Here is a 14,793-nt window from a genome sequence, read left to right as displayed (position 1 = left end):
CAACCGGCGGCTTTGGAGCAAAATATTCGTGAGATTGGCGGAATCGGGCTTTGATTGCCGCCCCCGAGGTCATAAATGTTTCGTGAGACAAATTCGGTGCGACCAATCCGCGCCAGGGGAGAATGACATGCTTAACAATATTGGTATTCCCGGCCTGCTGCTGATCGCAGTTGTGGTCTTGGTGCTGTTCGGCAAAGGCAAAGTGTCGTCGCTGATGGGTGAAGTCGGCAAAGGCATCAATTCCTTCAAGAAAGGCATCAAGGAAGAGCAGGACGAGATCGACAGCGCGGCGAAAGCAAAGCCGTTGTCGGATGCTGAAAAAGACAAGGTTTGAGACCGGTCCTTTTTGCACGACCCTTGCGATGATCTGGCCCGGGGGCTGAAGACCAATGTTTGATATCGGCGGAAGTGAGCTTCTGGTGATTGGCGTCGTTGCGCTGATCGTTGTGGGGCCAAAGGATTTGCCCGGCATGTTTCGTGCATTGGGGCGGATCACCGCCAAGGCGCGCGGCATGGCACGCGAGTTTTCGCGGGCGATGGAAGATGCCGCAAAAGACAGCGGTATCAGCGATGTGGCGGGTGATCTTAAAGGGATGACCTCGAAGAAATCCTTGGGTCTGGATGCGCTGGAGGGGGCTGCGGCCCGCTTTGAGAAATGGGAACCGAAGCTGCCGGGGAAAACCACGGCGGCTCAGCCCGATCCTGATGCCGTGGCGCCTGCGGGGGATCTGACCGCCGCCGCGCCGGTGGTGGAAACGCCGCCCAGCATTCTGCCGGTGATGTCGCCGCCGCTGACACCGGTCAGCACCCCGGCTCCCGCCGCCGCAGCCCTCGCGGCCGATCTCGACGCGGCGGAGCTCGAGGCCGAACCGGCCTTGCCAAGACCCGCCAAGGCACCGCGCAAGAAAGAGGCCAAGGCCGAGGCGGCTTCGCCCGCCGCGAAAGCAGCCGCCGAAAAGGCCGCGCCCAAAAAGGCCGGCGAGAAGGCGAGTGTCAAAGCCGCCAAGCCGGAAGCCGCTAAGAAGACCACCAAAGTCCGGGCCAAAACGCCCGCGGAGCAGGGCGCAACCACCGTGACACGCGCCAGCGAAAAGCCCAAGAAACCTGCCCCGAAGGCTGCGCCCGCGAAAGCGGCGAAGGCCGGGCAGAACGACACGCCGGTTGCGGAAGGTGAGGCATGAGCGCGCAGGACAATATCGACGACAGCGCCGCCCCGCTGATCGAGCATCTGACCGAGCTGCGCAAACGCCTGATGTGGTCGGCGGCCGCCTTTCTGGTGGCGATGTGCATCTGTTACTCGGTCTCGACGCCGATCTTCAACTTTCTGACCGAGCCGATCTGCGGCGCGCTGGCCGAACGCGGCCAGAATTGCCAGCTGGTGCTGATCAAGCTGCAGGAAGGCTTTTTCGTCGCCATCAACATCTCATTCCTGGGCGGCTTTGTGCTGGCCTTTCCGGTCATCGCCTTCCAGCTCTGGCGTTTTGTGGCGCCGGGTCTCTACAAGTCTGAGAAGAATGCGTTTTTGCCTTTTCTGATCGCCTCGCCGGCGATGTTCTTTCTGGGCGCCTGCTTTGCCTATTACGGCGTTCTGCCGCTGGCCTTCGACTTCTTCCTCGGGTTCCAGCAGGGCGCTGTCGAGGCGACGGGGCCGGGCAGCACGGCCATGGCCGGGGTGACCTTCCAGGGCTCGGTGCAGGAATATCTGGCGCTGACCACCAAATTCATCATGGCCTTTGGCCTCTGCTTCCAGCTGCCGGTGCTGCTCTCGCTGATGGGCAAGGCGGGGTTGGTCAGTGCGGCGGGCCTTTCCGCGGTGCGCAAATATGCCATCGTGGTGATTCTGATCGTGGCCGCCATCGTGACACCGCCGGATGTGGTGACGCAGGCGATCATGTTCACGGTGATCTACGGGCTCTATGAAATCTCGATCTTCCTCGTGCGCCGCATCGAGAAAGAGCGCGAGGCACTCCTGCGGGCCGAGGGCCTCTGGGATGAGGACGAAGACGAGGACAAATAAGATGGATGCTCAGGCCCCCACCACCGATGCGCTGACCCGCATTGCCGCGGCGCTGGAGCGTCTGGCCCCCGCGCCCGAGCCCGCGCCGGATTTCACCGCCGCTTCGGCCTATATTTGGCACACGGCGCCGGACCGGCTGGTGCCGGTGCCGCAGGTGAACCGGGTGGCGCTGGATCTGTTGCAGGGCATCGACCGCTCGCGCGATACGCTTTTGGCCAACACCCGGCAGTTCGCGGCGGGGCATGCGGCGAATAATGCGCTGCTCTGGGGCGCGCGAGGCATGGGGAAATCCTCGCTGGTCAAGGCGGTGCATGCCGCCGTGCGGGCCGAGGGCCTGCCGCTGGTGCTGGTGGAACTCGCGCGCGAAGATCTGCCCTCGGTCGGGCGGCTTCTGGGGCATTTGCGCGCGGCACCCGAGCGGCGCTTCGTGCTCTTTTGCGATGATCTCTCCTTCAGCCATGACGATCAGCATTACAAATCGCTGAAGGCGGTGCTGGACGGCGGGATCGAAGGGCGGCCGGAGAATGTGCTCTTTTATGCCACATCGAACCGCCGCCATCTGATGCCGCGCGACATGATCGAGAATGAGCGTTCGACCGCGATCTCCCCGTCAGAGGCGGTGGAGGAAAAGGTCTCGCTCTCCGACCGTTTCGGGCTGTGGCTGGGGTTCTATGCCTGCGATCAGGACACCTATCTGTCGATGATCCAAAGCTATTGCGACAGCTATGGCATTGCCATTGCGCCCGATGTTCTGCGCGCCGAGGCGATTGAATGGCAGGCGACGCGCGGCGCGCGCTCGGGCCGGGTGGCCTGGCAGTATTTCACCGATCTGGCCGGGCGGCGCGGGATTTCGGTCGGCTGAGGCCGCCGGATTGACGTCGTAGCGCACAGAAAAAGGGCCCCTCGCGGGGCCCTTTGGTCATTTGACGTAAGGCGTGGGATCGACGCTGTCGAAGCCGTCGCGCACCTCAAAGTGCAGGAAGCCCGGATCGCCCGCACGGACCTTGGCGATGGTCTGGCCGCGCTTGACGCTGGCGCCCTTGGCCACGGTGATGCCGTCAAGATTGGCATAGACCGTCAAGAGGCCATTGTCGTGGCGCAGCACGAGGATCGGCACCTGTTCGGTGTCTTTGGTGATCGCGGCCACGGTGCCATCGGCGGCGGCCTGCACCGCGGTGCCGGGGGCGGCGGCGATGTCGATCCCGTCGTTCTTTTTCTTCACATAGGGGCGGATGATCGCACCCTGCACCGGCATCTGCATGCGGCTGGTGCTGGCGGCCGCCGGGGCCGGGGCGGGGGCTGCTGGTGCGGCAGGGGCCGCCGCCGCAGGGGCGGCCGGGGCGGGTGCCGGGGCCGCGGCTGTCTCGACAACCGCCGGCGCGGGCGCGGGCGCGGGCAGGCTCGAACCGCTCGGCGGGGCCGATTGCGCGGTGACCGGCACCAGAAGATACTGGCCTTCGCGCACGCTCAGATCCGAGCCGAGGCCGTTCCATTCGGCCAGCGATTTCACGTTCACATCGTAGTAGCGCGCGATGGAGAAGGCCGTCTCGCCACGGGCGACTTTATGGCGGATGGGTTCCGGTCCGGCGGGCGTGGCGGGTTTGGGCGCGCTCGCCGGGGTGACGGTGGCGCTGGCCGGGGCGGGCAGGGTGGTGGCGCTGATGGTGCCGCCTCCGACCGAGGTGCCGCCCGCCGCCGCGCGGTCCAGCGCACCCGAGGCGAGGGTGGTGATATCCACCCGCTCGCCGCCGCCGATCATGCCGGTGCTTTCGGCGACCCGGCTGGGCAGCGCGATGATCTCGCCCTGATTGAGCGGCGCCGAAACCTCAACCGCATTGTAGCGCGCCAGCGCGCCCGCATCGAGCCCGACCCGGGTGGCGAGCGTGGCGACGGTATCGCCGCGTTGTGCCACGGCGACCTGATAATTCGGATAGGAAATCACCCCGCGCGCATCCGGGCTGGGCCGGTTGGCGCTGGCCTGACGGGCGGCCGCGGAAGTGTCGAAACCACCTTTGCCGAAATGCCGCAGATCAGGGTCAAAGCTGCCATCGGTGGCACAGCCCGCCAGCGCCAAGAGCGCGGCCCCCAGCACAAGCGGCTGCCGCAGCCCGTGCAGGCGGCCCGTGCTCGGCAGCAGCGCGCCGGATGCGGCGCTCCGGCGCAGGGCGGACGGCGTCAGGGGACGGGTGATGGTCATCAGCTCTTCCTCACTTCTGCGGGCCCGTTGGTCGGGCCCTGCGGCTTGGGGGCGCGGGTCATTCCTGACCCAACCCTTCGACAAGCGGCACGAAACGCACGGGCCGCAATTCTTCATAGTCAAAGCCCGTGGTCAGCCGGGTGACCCGGATCAGGCTTTGCACCGCATCGGACTGGCCGACCGGCACGATCATGATACCGCCGATCTTCAACTGCGCCAATAGGGGGCTGGGGGGGTCTTCGGCGGCGGCGGTGACCAAAATCCGGTCAAACGGCGCTTGATCGGGCAGACCATAGCAGCCATCGGTGGTCTGGGCGATGATATTGGGCAGCGAGAGGCTGCGAAACACCGCCTCCGCCTCGCGCACCAGCCGCCGGTGACGGTCGACCGTATAGACCCGCCGCGCCAGACAGGCGAGGATCGCCGCCTGATAGCCCGAACCGGTACCCACCTCGAGCACGGTGTCGCGCGGGCCGACATTCAGCGATTGCGTCATCAGCCCTACGACCGAGGGCTGCGAGATGGTCTGGCCACAGGCGATGGGCAGGGGCATGTCCTCATAGGCGCGCTCGGCAAACAGGCCACGCACGAAGAGGCCGCGGTCGATCCGCTCCATCGCGGACAGAACCCGTGCGTCGGTCACGCCTTTGGAGCGCAATGCGTAGAGAAAGCGCATCTGGCGTTCCGCGGTCCCCTCATCCCCGGCGCCCAGATCGTTCATGCCAGGCGCGCCGTCAGATCTTCAAGCAGGTCATGCGCCGTCAGATCGGCACGCATCGGGGTGATGGCGATATAGCCGTCAAGATTGGCGTTGATGTCGCTGCCGTCGCCCGCGCGGACATGCTGCGGCCCGCCCTTGATCCAGAGGAACCGGCGGCCCGAGGGGGATTGATGCGGCTCGACCCCGAACCGGGTCTCGGCGCGGAAACCCTGATTGGCAACCTTGTGCCCCTTGACCGCCGAGGCGGGCAGGGCGGGGAAGTTGACGTTGTAAAACACCCGGTAATGCTCGGCGTCCCAGCGGCCCTTGTCCAGAAGCGCGCGCACGATGCCCGCGCCATGCACCCGCGCCGCCTCGAATGGATCGTCGAGGCCGGCGTTGTCGGGCCCCATGAACTGCGACAAAGCGATTGAGGGCACGCCCTGCAGCGCCGCCTCCATCGCGCCACCGATCGTGCCGGAATACAGCGTGTTCTCGCCCGCGTTATTGCCGCGGTTGACGCCCGAGAGCACCAGATCGGGGCGCGCATCGGGCATCACGTCGTAAAGGCCCGCCAGCACGCAATCGGCCGGGCTGCCCTCAGCCGCGAAACGGCGGGGGCCCAGTTCGGCAATCATCATCGGATGCGTGTAGCTGATGCAATGGCCGACACCGGATTGCTCAAATGCCGGGGCAACGGTCCAGACCTCGCCCCCGGGGCCCGCGATCTCGGCGGCGATTTCCGCCAGAACCTCAAGCCCCGGCGCGTTGATGCCATCGTCATTGGTAATCAGAATCCGCATGCGCCACCTGCTTAAAACCCGTTGCCACCTGATTAGACAAAGCGGGGGGCCGGGTAAACCGCTGCAAGCCGACAAGGGCGGTTCGGCGGGATTTTTTGAGGGGGCGTGGCGCGGCTGCCCATGCGGGGCGCGCGGAATTCGAGGCCCGGCGCGCTGCGTGCCGCCGGGCCGGAAGGTCTCAGCCGGTCAGAGCAGCGCCAGCAGGCGGGCGGCTTCCACGCGCGGATCGGTCAGCGGGCTGCGGTCTTCACCGGGGAAGAAGCGGGCGCGGGTGGCGGTGGGCATCGGCGCCGGGGTCTCGATCAGCACGCGCGGGCCGATCTTGGCGGTTTCCGCCTGCCAGCTGCGTGCGAGCGCGATCTGCGCGGCTTTGGTGGCGCCATAAGCGCCAAAGAACTTCGTGCCCGGGCGCGGATCGTCAAAGAACATCGCGGTGCCTTTGCCCGCCTCGAGGAGCGGCGAGATCAGCGGGATCAGATGCGCGGTGGCGGTGACATTGGTGACCACGGATTTCGACATGTCCTTGGCATCGACATAGGCCGCAGGGGCCATCGGGGCCGCATGCACCGCCGTGTGCACCCAAAGCTGCAAACTGCCCCAGCGCGCGCCGATCGAGGCGGCCAGATGCGCCATCGCCTCGGGGTCATTCACATCCATCGGCGCCAGCGTCGCCTGTCCGCCCGCCGCCTGAATGCGGTCGTCGAGTTCCTCCAGCGCGCCGGTGGTGCGCGCCACGGCCAGCACATGCCAGCCATCGGCCGCCAGGGCCTCGGCCATGGCCGCCCCCAGCCCGCGCGAGGCGCCGGTGACAAGAGCCAGTTTCTCAGGGTTCAGCGGGGGGTTTTGGATGTCGCTCATGGCGAAAGCCTTTGCCATTCCGCCCGCTTTCGCGCAAGGGGGCGCGGTGACGCAGCGTTGACATTGGCTGCAACTGCGGCAAAACTGCGCGCAAGTAACAAAACGCTGAAAGGCCCGTGACATGACACTCTCCCATGCAGTGATGCCGACCAAGACCCTTGCCGACCGCGCGCTGATGGTGGTGGGCGGCTCGCTGTTCATCGCTTTGGCCGCACAGGTCAGCGTACCGATGCTGCCGGTGCCGATGACCCTGCAAACGCTGGCGATTCTGATCGTCGGCTTCAGCCTCGGCGCCCGGATGGGCCTGGCGGCGATGCTCGCCTATCTCGCCGAAGGCGCCGCCGGCATGCCGGTCTTCGCCAATGGCGGTTCGACCGCGGCCTTCTTTGGGCCGACCGCGGGCTTCCTGCTGGGCTTTGTCGCGATGGTTGCCATCGCGGGTTATGCCGCTGACCGTGGCGTCAAAGGCTTTGCCGGCACCGCGCTGGTCGGCGTTCTCGCCTCGGCGGTGATCTATGTGCCGGGCCTGGCCTATCCGGCCCTCGTCATGGGCAAAGCGGTTCCGGATCTGCTGGCGGGCTGGATGATGCCCTTCCTTGCGGGCGATCTGCTGAAAACCCTGCTGGCCGCGCTGATGGTCTCGGGCGCCTGGGCGGCACTGGCACGCCGCAACGCCTGATCTGCACGTCAGATTGACTGTGAGCGCCGCGTTCCCCCGGGGGAGCGCGGCGTTTTTCATGGCGGGAGGCATTGGGATGCACAGACAGGTGGCCCTGATCCGGGCGGTGAATGTGGGCGGGCATGGCACGCTCGCGATGGCGGATCTGCGCGCGCTCTGTGCCGCCGCGGGCGGGCATGCGGTGCAAAGCTATATCGCCAGCGGCAATCTGGTCTATGAGACGGATCTTGGCCCGGAGGCGATGCAGGCCGCATTGACAGAGGCGCTGGAGCGGCATTGTGGCCAGCGGTTCGGGGTGATGGTGCGCGGGGCAGAGGCCTTGGCAGAGGTGCTTGCCGCGCAGCCCTTTGGCGCGGCGGACCCTGCGAAAGTGGCGGTGATCTTTCTGCCCGGCGCGGTGCCCGCGGCGCTGACCGCCGACCTTCCGGCGGCGCTCAAAGGGCAGCGGGATGAGGTGGTGGTGCTGGGCGCGCATGAGATTTATGTGCATTATCCGCAGGGTATGGGGCGCAGCAGGTTGGTGATCCAGGGGGCAGAGGTGGGCACGGCGCGCAATCTCAACACGGTTGCAAAGCTGGTGGCGCTGTCGTCAGGCCAAACGTCCGCTCGGGGGTAAGCTCAGCCCTCGGATTGCGCGCGCAGCCGGGCCAGCGCGGCCTCACACATGCCATAGGCCAGCCACTGGCAGGGGGCGCAGATCTCGCTCAAGATCCCCTCGGGCAGCGCGCGCATCCGGTCCAGCGCCGCGCCCCAGCGCAGCCGGTCGCCCGCCGTAAGGCCAAGGGCTGCCGCATGCGCCCGGTCGAGCTTTTCGATCTTGCCCTGACTTTCGCAGCCCTGACCGATCCGCGCCGGGCAGGGGGTGCAGATGTCATCCGCGGTGGTCGTCACCTCGATCTCCACCTCGGGCCCGCCTGCCGCGCGCAGGCGGCCCATGACGATGGCGGTCATATTGGCGGTGAATTCCGGGGAATAGCCCTTGCCCTCAAATCCGAGCGAACAGAGGAAGTGATGCGGCCGGTAGCGCAGCGGCCCCGGTGCCGGAGAGGTCGCCATGGGGGATTTCGCCACGGGAGACGGTGCCACGGGAGACGGCGCCATAGGCGAGGTCACCTCGGGGGATGTCGCCGCTGGCGTGGTTTGCGCCGTCGCCCCGGTGGCTGTCTTCTGCCCGCGGGACTGCTGAGCCAGTGCCGCACGCGCCAGCCGGGCGCGGCGCTCGGCGGCGGCGCGGGTCTCGGGGCGGGGCGAGGGGGACAGGCGCATGGGGGAAGGCTCGGTCACAATGGCAAAGGCCGGAGGTTTCCCCCCGGCCTGATCCTAACATGTTCTGCGCTCAGCGGGCAGCCACATCGGTGTAATCGCGCGCGGGCGACCCGGTGTAGAGCTGACGCGGGCGGCCAATCCGGCCCCCCGGCTCGCCGATCATCTCTTTCCACTGCGAGATCCAGCCGACGGTGCGCGACAGCGCAAAGATCGGCGTGAACATCGAGGTGGGGAAGCCCATCGCCTCGAGGATGATGCCCGAGTAGAAATCGACGTTCGGATAGAGCTTTTTCTCGATGAAATAGGGATCGCTCAGCGCGATTTTCTCAAGCTCTTTCGCCACTTGCAGCAGCGGGTTGTTGTGCACGCCCAGAAGTTCGAGAACCTCGTCGGCCGATTCCTTCATCACATTGGCGCGCGGGTCGAAGTTCTTGTAGACGCGGTGGCCAAAGCCCATCAGGCGGAACGGATCGTTCTTGTCCTTGGCGCGCGCCACGAATTCCGGGATGCGGTCGACGGTGCCGATCTCGCGCAGCATCTCGAGGCAGGCCTGATTGGCGCCGCCATGCGCCGGACCCCAGAGACAGGCGATACCGGCGGCGATACAGGCAAACGGGTTGGCGCCCGAGGAACCCGCCAGACGCACGGTCGAGGTCGAGGCGTTCTGCTCGTGATCGGCGTGCAGCATCATGATCCGGTCCATGGCTTTCGCCAGCGCCGGTTTCACGACATAGGTTTCGGCCGGAACCGAGAAGCACATGTGCAGGAAGTTCGACGCATAATCGAGGTCATTGCGCGGATAGACGAAGGGCTGGCCCACCGAATATTTATAGGCCATGGCGGCAATGGTCGGCAGTTTGGCGATCATCCGCATGGCCGCAACTTCGCGCTGCCATTCGTCGTTGATGTCGAGGCTGTCGTGGTAGAAGGCCGACATGGCGCCAACCACACCCACCATGGTTGCCATCGGATGCGCGTCCCGACGGAAACCGCGGAAGAAGTTGTGCATCTGCTCATGCACCATCGTGTGGCGGGTGATGCGGAATTCGAAATCTTCCAGCTTTTCCTTGGTCGGCAATTCGCCGTTCAGAAGCAGGTAGCAGACTTCGAGGTAATGCGACTTGTCTGCCAGCTGCTCGATCGGATAGCCGCGATACAGAAGCTCGCCCTTGTCGCCGTCGATATAGGTGATGGCCGATTCACAGGCCGCGGTCGAGGTGAAACCGGGGTCATAGGTGAAGACGTCGCCCTGCGCATAGAGCTTGCGGATGTCGATCACATCGGGGCCAACGGTGGGGCTCATCATCGGCAATTCGATGGTTTTTCCGTCAAAAGTCAGCGTGGCGCTCTTCGTCGTATCAGCCATGGCAGTCCCTTTCATGTCATCCGGCGCAACGGCCGGGAAATCGCCATCGGGTTTCCCCGGAAGGGCGGCCTGCGTTCAGGCCGCCTGATCGTTCAACCGGGCCAATGACTCATCGCGGCCCAGCACCAACATCATATCAAAAACACTGGGCGTCACTGCACGCCCTGCAAGCGCCGCCCGTAGGGGCCCTGCGATCTTGCCAAAGCCCAGGCCATGCGCCCCGGCAACGGATGCCGCAGTGGCCTCCAGTTCGTCACGCGTCCAATTAACACCCGCCAAGGCTGCCGTCAATTCTACCAGTATACCACGGGATACCGACTCAAGTGATTTCGCGGCCTTCTCCTCAACCTCCAGCGGGCGCTCGGTCAGCGCAAAGTGAGCCTTTTCAAGGAGTTCACCAAAGGTCTTGGCGCGCTCCTTCAGGCAGTACATCCCGGCCAGCATCCGTGATTGCTGCAGTGCGGTGAAAGGTTCTTTCGCGGACGCAGCAAGAAATGCCTCAATTTCAGGCAGAAGTGCGGCATCGTCACTGGCGGCGATGTGCTGACCGGAAATGTTTTCCAGCTTCTTGAAATCGAGCCTTGCGGGCGCGCGACCGATTCCCGTCACATCGAACCATTCCAGCGCCTGCGCATCGGTGAAGAACTCATCATCCCCATGGCTCCAGCCCAGCCGCGTCAGATAGTTGCGCATCCCCGCCGCCGGGTAGCCCATCACCTGATATTCCTCGAGGCCAACCGCGCCGTGGCGTTTCGACAGCTTTTTGCCATCCGGCCCGTGGATCAGCGGGATATGGGCAAAGACCGGCACGTCCCAGCCCATGGCGTGATAGATCTGCACCTGACGCGCGGCATTGGTCAAATGGTCATCCCCGCGGATCACATGGGTCACGCCCATGTCATGGTCGTCCACCACGACGGCCAGCATATAGGTGGGCGTACCATCCGAACGTAAACAGACCATGTCGTCGAGCTGGTCATTGCGGAAAGTGACATCGCCCTGCACCTGATCGGCGATCACCGTCACCCCCTCGCGCGGGGCCTTCAGGCGGATCACATAGGGCGCATCGGGCAGGCTGGCGGGATCGGCGTCGCGCCAGGGGCTCTGGAATAGGGTCGATTTGCCCTCGGCGCGTGCCGCCTCGCGGAAGGCTTCGATTTCTTCCTGAGTCGAAAAGCACTTATAGGCATTGCCACGCGCCAGCATTTCGCGCGCCACCTCGGCATGGCGTTCGCGGCCCTCGAACTGGCTGACCGCCTCGCCGTCCCAATCAAGGCCAAGCCAGGTCAGCCCTTTGAGAATCGCCGCCGTTGCTTCGGGGGTCGAGCGTTCGCGGTCGGTATCCTCGATCCGCAGCAGGAATTTTCCGCCCCGGCCGCGCGCATAAAGCCAGTTGAACAGCGCTGTGCGCGCGCCACCGATGTGCAGATAGCCGGTGGGCGAGGGGGCAAAACGGGTGACGACTTGGGTTTGGGCGCTGGCCATGGGCGTGCTATCCTTTTCGGTAATCGGGCCTTGCGGCAATCGGGGGCCCAACGGAGGGGCTGGTGCCTTTCGGCGTTGCCAGATGCATAGGCAGAATGGGGCGGAGACACAAGAAGTGGCACTCTTTGCCGATCCGGAGGAAGACGAGGGCGCGGCTGCCCCGGGGACCGCGCTGCCGGGTCTGCCGGGCCAGCCGGTGCGCGGCGGTGCGATGGCCCGGGCGTGGCAGCGGCTGCGGGTCTGGGCCGCGCCGCAGGCACAGGCAAGGCGCGGCGGCTGGCTGTTGTCGGCGCCGGTCGTGCTGGCCTGCGGCATCGGCACGTGGTTTGCGCTGCCCGTCGAACCGGGGGCGCTGAGCTATGCCGCGGCGGTGGCGGGCATTTTGCTCGGGGTCGCCCTCTTCTGGCGGGGCTGGCGCGTGGGGCATGCGGGGGCGGCGGCCTGTGGCTTTGCGGTGGCGGTGCTGGCGCTGGGATTCGTGCTGGCGGGCGCGCGGGCGCATCTGCTGTCGGCGCCGGTGCTGGGATTTCGCTATTTTGGCCCGGTCGAGGGGCGGGTGGTTGAGCTGGACCGCTCCAGCCGCGACCGTCTGCGGCTGACGCTGGATCAGGTGGTGTTGCGCGACGTGGCGCCCGAGCGGCGTCCCGCCCGGCTGCGCGTGGCACTCGAACGGCCAGAGCTGGCGGCGGGGGTGGTGCCGGGGCAGCGGGTGATGCTGACGGCCCTGTTGTCGCCCCCGGCGGGCCCGGCCGAGCCGGGGGGCTATGATTTCCGCCGCAATGCCTGGTTTGACCGACTGGGTGCCGTGGGCTTTGCCCGCGCGCCGGTGCTGAGCGTCGCACCGCCCGATCCGGCCGACCATCTTCTCGCGGGGCACCGGTTGCGGATGCGTCTTTCGGCCGCGATGCAGGCGGCGATGCCGGGTCAGCCGGGCGCGGTGGCGGCGGCACTGATGACCGGCGACCGCTCCGCGATCAGCGAGGCGACCAATGCCGCCATGCGCGCCGCGAACCTCTATCACATCGTCTCGATTTCCGGCCTGCACATGGGGATGCTGACCGGATTCGTCTTTGCGATGCTGCGCTATGGGCTGGCGCTGGCGGGGCCGCTGGCGCTCTATTGGCCCGCCAAGAAGATCGCGGCGCTGGTCGCGCTGGCGGCGGCGAGCCTCTATCTGTGGATTTCCGGGGCCGAGGTGGCGACCGAGCGCGCCTATGTGATGGTGGCGGTGATGCTGCTCGCGGTGCTGGCGGACCGGCGGGCGATTTCGCTGCGCAGTGTCGCGCTGGCGGCGCTGGTGATCTTGCTCCGGGCGCCGGAAAGCCTGGTGTCGCCCGGGTTTCAGATGAGTTTTGCGGCCACGGTCGCGCTGATCGTCATCTATCCGCCCGCCGCGCGGCTGGTGGCGCGGCTGCCCGTGCTCCTCCGCCCGCCGGTGCTGTTGGTGCTCTCCTCGCTCGCCGCGGGGATGTCGACGGCACCGATCGCGGCGGCGCATTTTCACCGCATGGCGGAATATGGCCTCGTGGCCAATCTGGCGGCGGTGCCGGTGATGGGGGTGCTGGTGATGCCCGCGGGCGTGGTCGCGGCGCTGCTGGCCCCGTTTGGGCTGGCCGCCCCCGCGCTGTGGGTGATGGCCGAGGGGACGCGCTGGATGATCTTCGTGGCGGCCACGGTGGCGGGGTGGAGCGGTGCGGTGCGGGTGGTGGCCACGCCCGGTCCGCTGGTGCTGCCGCTGCTCGCGCTGGGGGCGACCATGGTCCTTCTGGCATCGGGGCGGCGGCTCGTGCAACTGGCCGGACTGGTCGGCTGCCTTACGGCTTTTGTCCTGTGGGGCAGGGAGGATCGTCCTTTGCTCTTGATTGCGGAGGCGGGGGATCTGGTGGGGCTGATGACCGCTGAAGGGCGGGCAATGTCGAAAACCGGCGCGGCCTTTGTGGCGGAAAGCTGGCTGGAGGCCGATGGCGATGGCGCGGCGGCGGGTGTCGCGGCCGCACGGGCCGGGTTTGCCGGGCCGCGGGGGCAACGGCGCGCGGAGGCCGCGGGGTGGGAGATCTGGCACCTGACCGGCAAAGCCGCGCCGGCGCATCTGGCAAAGGTCTGCCGGCCCGGCGCTTTGGTGGTGCTCGGGGGGCGTCTGACCCCCGAAGACCGGGAAGGCGCTGTTCTCATGGGTCAAATTCTTGACGCCCGGAGTGGGGAAGCTGCGGGCTTGACCATGGGGGCCGGGGCCATCCGGGGCGCTGAGCCGCCGCCAGTCGCACCCCCTGCCGCCGATGTCGCGGGGCCGGAGCAAGCGAGCGCCATGCCCTTTGCGGACAGAAGAAGCGCGGTTGATCAGCTGTTCGGCGCAGCGGTGTGGCGGCCCGCGCCGGGGGCATCGCCGGATCTGCCGCTCTCTGACCCGGGCCGCGCAACCGCAGCCCCGGGGCTGGCGCGGATGGGGGCATGGGCGGGGCCGGTGCCTGTTCTCGCTGTGGGCGCGGTGAACGTCACCCGGGGGGCGGGCCATGCGGTGACGGCGCGCGGATGCGGTATTGCCCGGGCGGATGGCGCGGGGCAGGGCGACGGCGCGCGGCGTGCGGGGGGCACCGCCGTGTCGGGCGGAGGGACCCGCCCCGGCCATGCGGCAAAGTTTGCGCGGGTCGCCCCGAATGGCGCGGCGGCGCGGCCAGAAGCTTCAGCCCCCAGCGACACTGCGGGTGCAGTGGCAAGGGCGACCGCATCAGATGCGCCTGTGTCACGCCCCGGCATGTCGCAGGCCGGGGCGATGACGTCGCTCCGCGAGGCGCCTCCGACGACGTGGAGCGCCTTGCACGGGATGCCGCTTCACCGCATCGGCGAGATACCGGGGCGCGCGCCGCGCAGGACCGATGTGGCCTTGCGCGGCGCTGCGGGGGGGCTGACCCTCAGACCGACAGCAACGCCAGTGTCGCCACATCCGTCGCCGCCATTGTCGTCGCGATGGGGGGTGCAAAAGACCGACGCGGCGCAAAAAGCGGGGCCGCTCCGGTTGCGCGCGGGATGCCTTGTCTATGATCAGGTTCAACTCGCGGCCAGTGGCGCGGTGGCGCTGCGGCTGGCCGAGCGTGCCGTTTGGGAGGCGTATTCGACCCCAGCCGAAGCTGCGCTGCCCGCCGACGCCGTTGCAAGCGCGCTTGCCGGTGACCCGCTGGTTGCCGAAACGAACGGGCCTGATCTGGCCGCCGCCGGTCTTTCCCACGGGGACAGCCGGGAACCGGTCGGCGAGAACCCGGACCTCATGTCTGCAATGCCGCTGACCGCGATTCACAGTGCCGATCTGGGTCAAAGGCTCTGGTCAGGCACCCGGCGTTGAGCGATTTTCCCGGCACCCGGCACCCGGCACCCGGCACCCGGCACCCGGCACCCGGCACCCGGCACCCGGCACCCGGCACCCGGCA

The 14,793-nt window shown here is 67.0% G+C and carries 14 protein-coding genes; 7 read left to right on the top strand and 7 right to left on the bottom strand.

The window, feature by feature from the left end; genetic code table 11:
* Window positions 1-127: 127 nt before the first annotated feature.
* From tatA to ACEN2S_RS20180, 4 genes are read left to right on the top strand one after another with little or no spacing between them, the layout of a single operon-like run.
* A complete protein-coding gene (tatA, locus tag ACEN2S_RS20195; RefSeq protein ID WP_441869846.1) occupies window positions 128-334 on the top strand; it encodes a twin-arginine translocase TatA/TatE family subunit in 207 nt (68 codons plus the stop codon).
* Window positions 335-389: 55 nt separating this feature from the next.
* Entirely contained in the window at window positions 390-1,181 is a 792-nt protein-coding gene (gene tatB, locus ACEN2S_RS20190) for a Sec-independent protein translocase protein TatB (protein WP_441869843.1), read from the top strand.
* Window positions 1,178-2,017: a twin-arginine translocase subunit TatC gene (tatC, locus tag ACEN2S_RS20185; protein WP_441869840.1), complete on the top strand. Its 840-nt coding sequence runs from the start codon at window positions 1,178-1,180 to the stop codon at window positions 2,015-2,017. Before tatB ends, tatC begins: the two co-directional genes overlap by 4 nt.
* Before the next feature lies 1 nt (window position 2,018).
* The gene (locus tag ACEN2S_RS20180; RefSeq protein ID WP_441869837.1) at window positions 2,019-2,879 is read left to right on the top strand and encodes an ATP-binding protein; all 861 of its coding nucleotides are present in this window, start codon (window positions 2,019-2,021) and stop codon (window positions 2,877-2,879) included.
* 57 nt (window positions 2,880-2,936) lie between these two features.
* On the opposite strand, the gene ACEN2S_RS20175 is transcribed toward ACEN2S_RS20180, so the two are convergent.
* The 4 genes from ACEN2S_RS20175 to ACEN2S_RS20160 all read right to left on the bottom strand — a co-directional run bounded on the left by ACEN2S_RS20175 (window position 2,937) and on the right by ACEN2S_RS20160 (window position 6,575).
* Window positions 2,937-4,106: a peptidoglycan DD-metalloendopeptidase family protein gene (locus ACEN2S_RS20175; RefSeq protein WP_441869932.1), complete on the bottom strand. Its 1,170-nt coding sequence runs from the start codon at window positions 4,104-4,106 to the stop codon at window positions 2,937-2,939.
* 166 nt (window positions 4,107-4,272) lie between these two features.
* Window positions 4,273-4,935 carry a protein-L-isoaspartate(D-aspartate) O-methyltransferase gene (locus ACEN2S_RS20170; protein WP_441869835.1) on the bottom strand — a complete coding sequence of 221 codons (663 nt, stop codon included), beginning with the start codon at window positions 4,933-4,935 and terminating at the stop codon, window positions 4,273-4,275.
* Window positions 4,932-5,717, bottom strand: a complete 786-nt coding sequence (gene surE / locus ACEN2S_RS20165; RefSeq protein WP_441869834.1) for a 5'/3'-nucleotidase SurE — start codon at window positions 5,715-5,717, stop codon at window positions 4,932-4,934. Before surE ends, ACEN2S_RS20170 begins: the two co-directional genes overlap by 4 nt.
* 186 nt (window positions 5,718-5,903) lie before the next feature.
* Window positions 5,904-6,575 (bottom strand): SDR family NAD(P)-dependent oxidoreductase, encoded by a 672-nt coding sequence (locus ACEN2S_RS20160; RefSeq protein ID WP_441869832.1) that lies wholly within the window; start codon window positions 6,573-6,575, stop codon window positions 5,904-5,906.
* Window positions 6,576-6,696: 121 nt separating this feature from the next.
* On the opposite strand from ACEN2S_RS20160, the gene ACEN2S_RS20155 reads away from it, so the two are divergent.
* Together ACEN2S_RS20155 and ACEN2S_RS20150 are read left to right on the top strand one after the other, a co-directional pair.
* Window positions 6,697-7,254 (top strand): biotin transporter BioY, encoded by a 558-nt coding sequence (locus tag ACEN2S_RS20155; RefSeq protein WP_441869829.1) that lies wholly within the window; start codon window positions 6,697-6,699, stop codon window positions 7,252-7,254.
* Between the two features lie 76 nt (window positions 7,255-7,330).
* Window positions 7,331-7,870 (top strand): DUF1697 domain-containing protein, encoded by a 540-nt coding sequence (locus ACEN2S_RS20150; RefSeq protein ID WP_441869827.1) that lies wholly within the window; start codon window positions 7,331-7,333, stop codon window positions 7,868-7,870.
* Window positions 7,871-7,872: 2 nt separating this feature from the next.
* Here the strand turns inward: ACEN2S_RS20150 and ACEN2S_RS20145 are convergent, their stop codons facing one another.
* From ACEN2S_RS20145 to gltX, 3 genes are all read right to left on the bottom strand, one after another.
* Window positions 7,873-8,520: a DUF1284 domain-containing protein gene (locus tag ACEN2S_RS20145; protein WP_441869824.1), complete on the bottom strand. Its 648-nt coding sequence runs from the start codon at window positions 8,518-8,520 to the stop codon at window positions 7,873-7,875.
* Between the two features lie 70 nt (window positions 8,521-8,590).
* On the bottom strand, window positions 8,591-9,886 hold the full coding sequence (locus ACEN2S_RS20140; protein WP_441869822.1) for a citrate synthase: 1,296 nt from the start codon (window positions 9,884-9,886) through the stop codon (window positions 8,591-8,593).
* Window positions 9,887-9,961: 75 nt separating this feature from the next.
* Window positions 9,962-11,371, bottom strand: coding sequence for a glutamate--tRNA ligase (gltX, locus tag ACEN2S_RS20135; RefSeq protein ID WP_441869819.1), 1,410 nt, complete (start codon window positions 11,369-11,371; stop codon window positions 9,962-9,964).
* Between the two features lie 115 nt (window positions 11,372-11,486).
* On the opposite strand from gltX, the gene ACEN2S_RS20130 reads away from it, so the two are divergent.
* Window positions 11,487-14,708, top strand: coding sequence for a ComEC/Rec2 family competence protein (locus tag ACEN2S_RS20130; RefSeq protein ID WP_441869816.1), 3,222 nt, complete (start codon window positions 11,487-11,489; stop codon window positions 14,706-14,708).
* Window positions 14,709-14,793 lie beyond the last annotated feature (85 nt).

Source organism: Phaeovulum sp. W22_SRMD_FR3, from assembly GCF_052113705.1.
In the GTDB taxonomy this organism is placed as follows: domain Bacteria; phylum Pseudomonadota; class Alphaproteobacteria; order Rhodobacterales; family Rhodobacteraceae; genus JBGQOG01.
The sequence above is the reverse complement of the archived record's forward strand: the minus strand, read 5'-3'. Positions and strand labels throughout refer to the sequence as shown.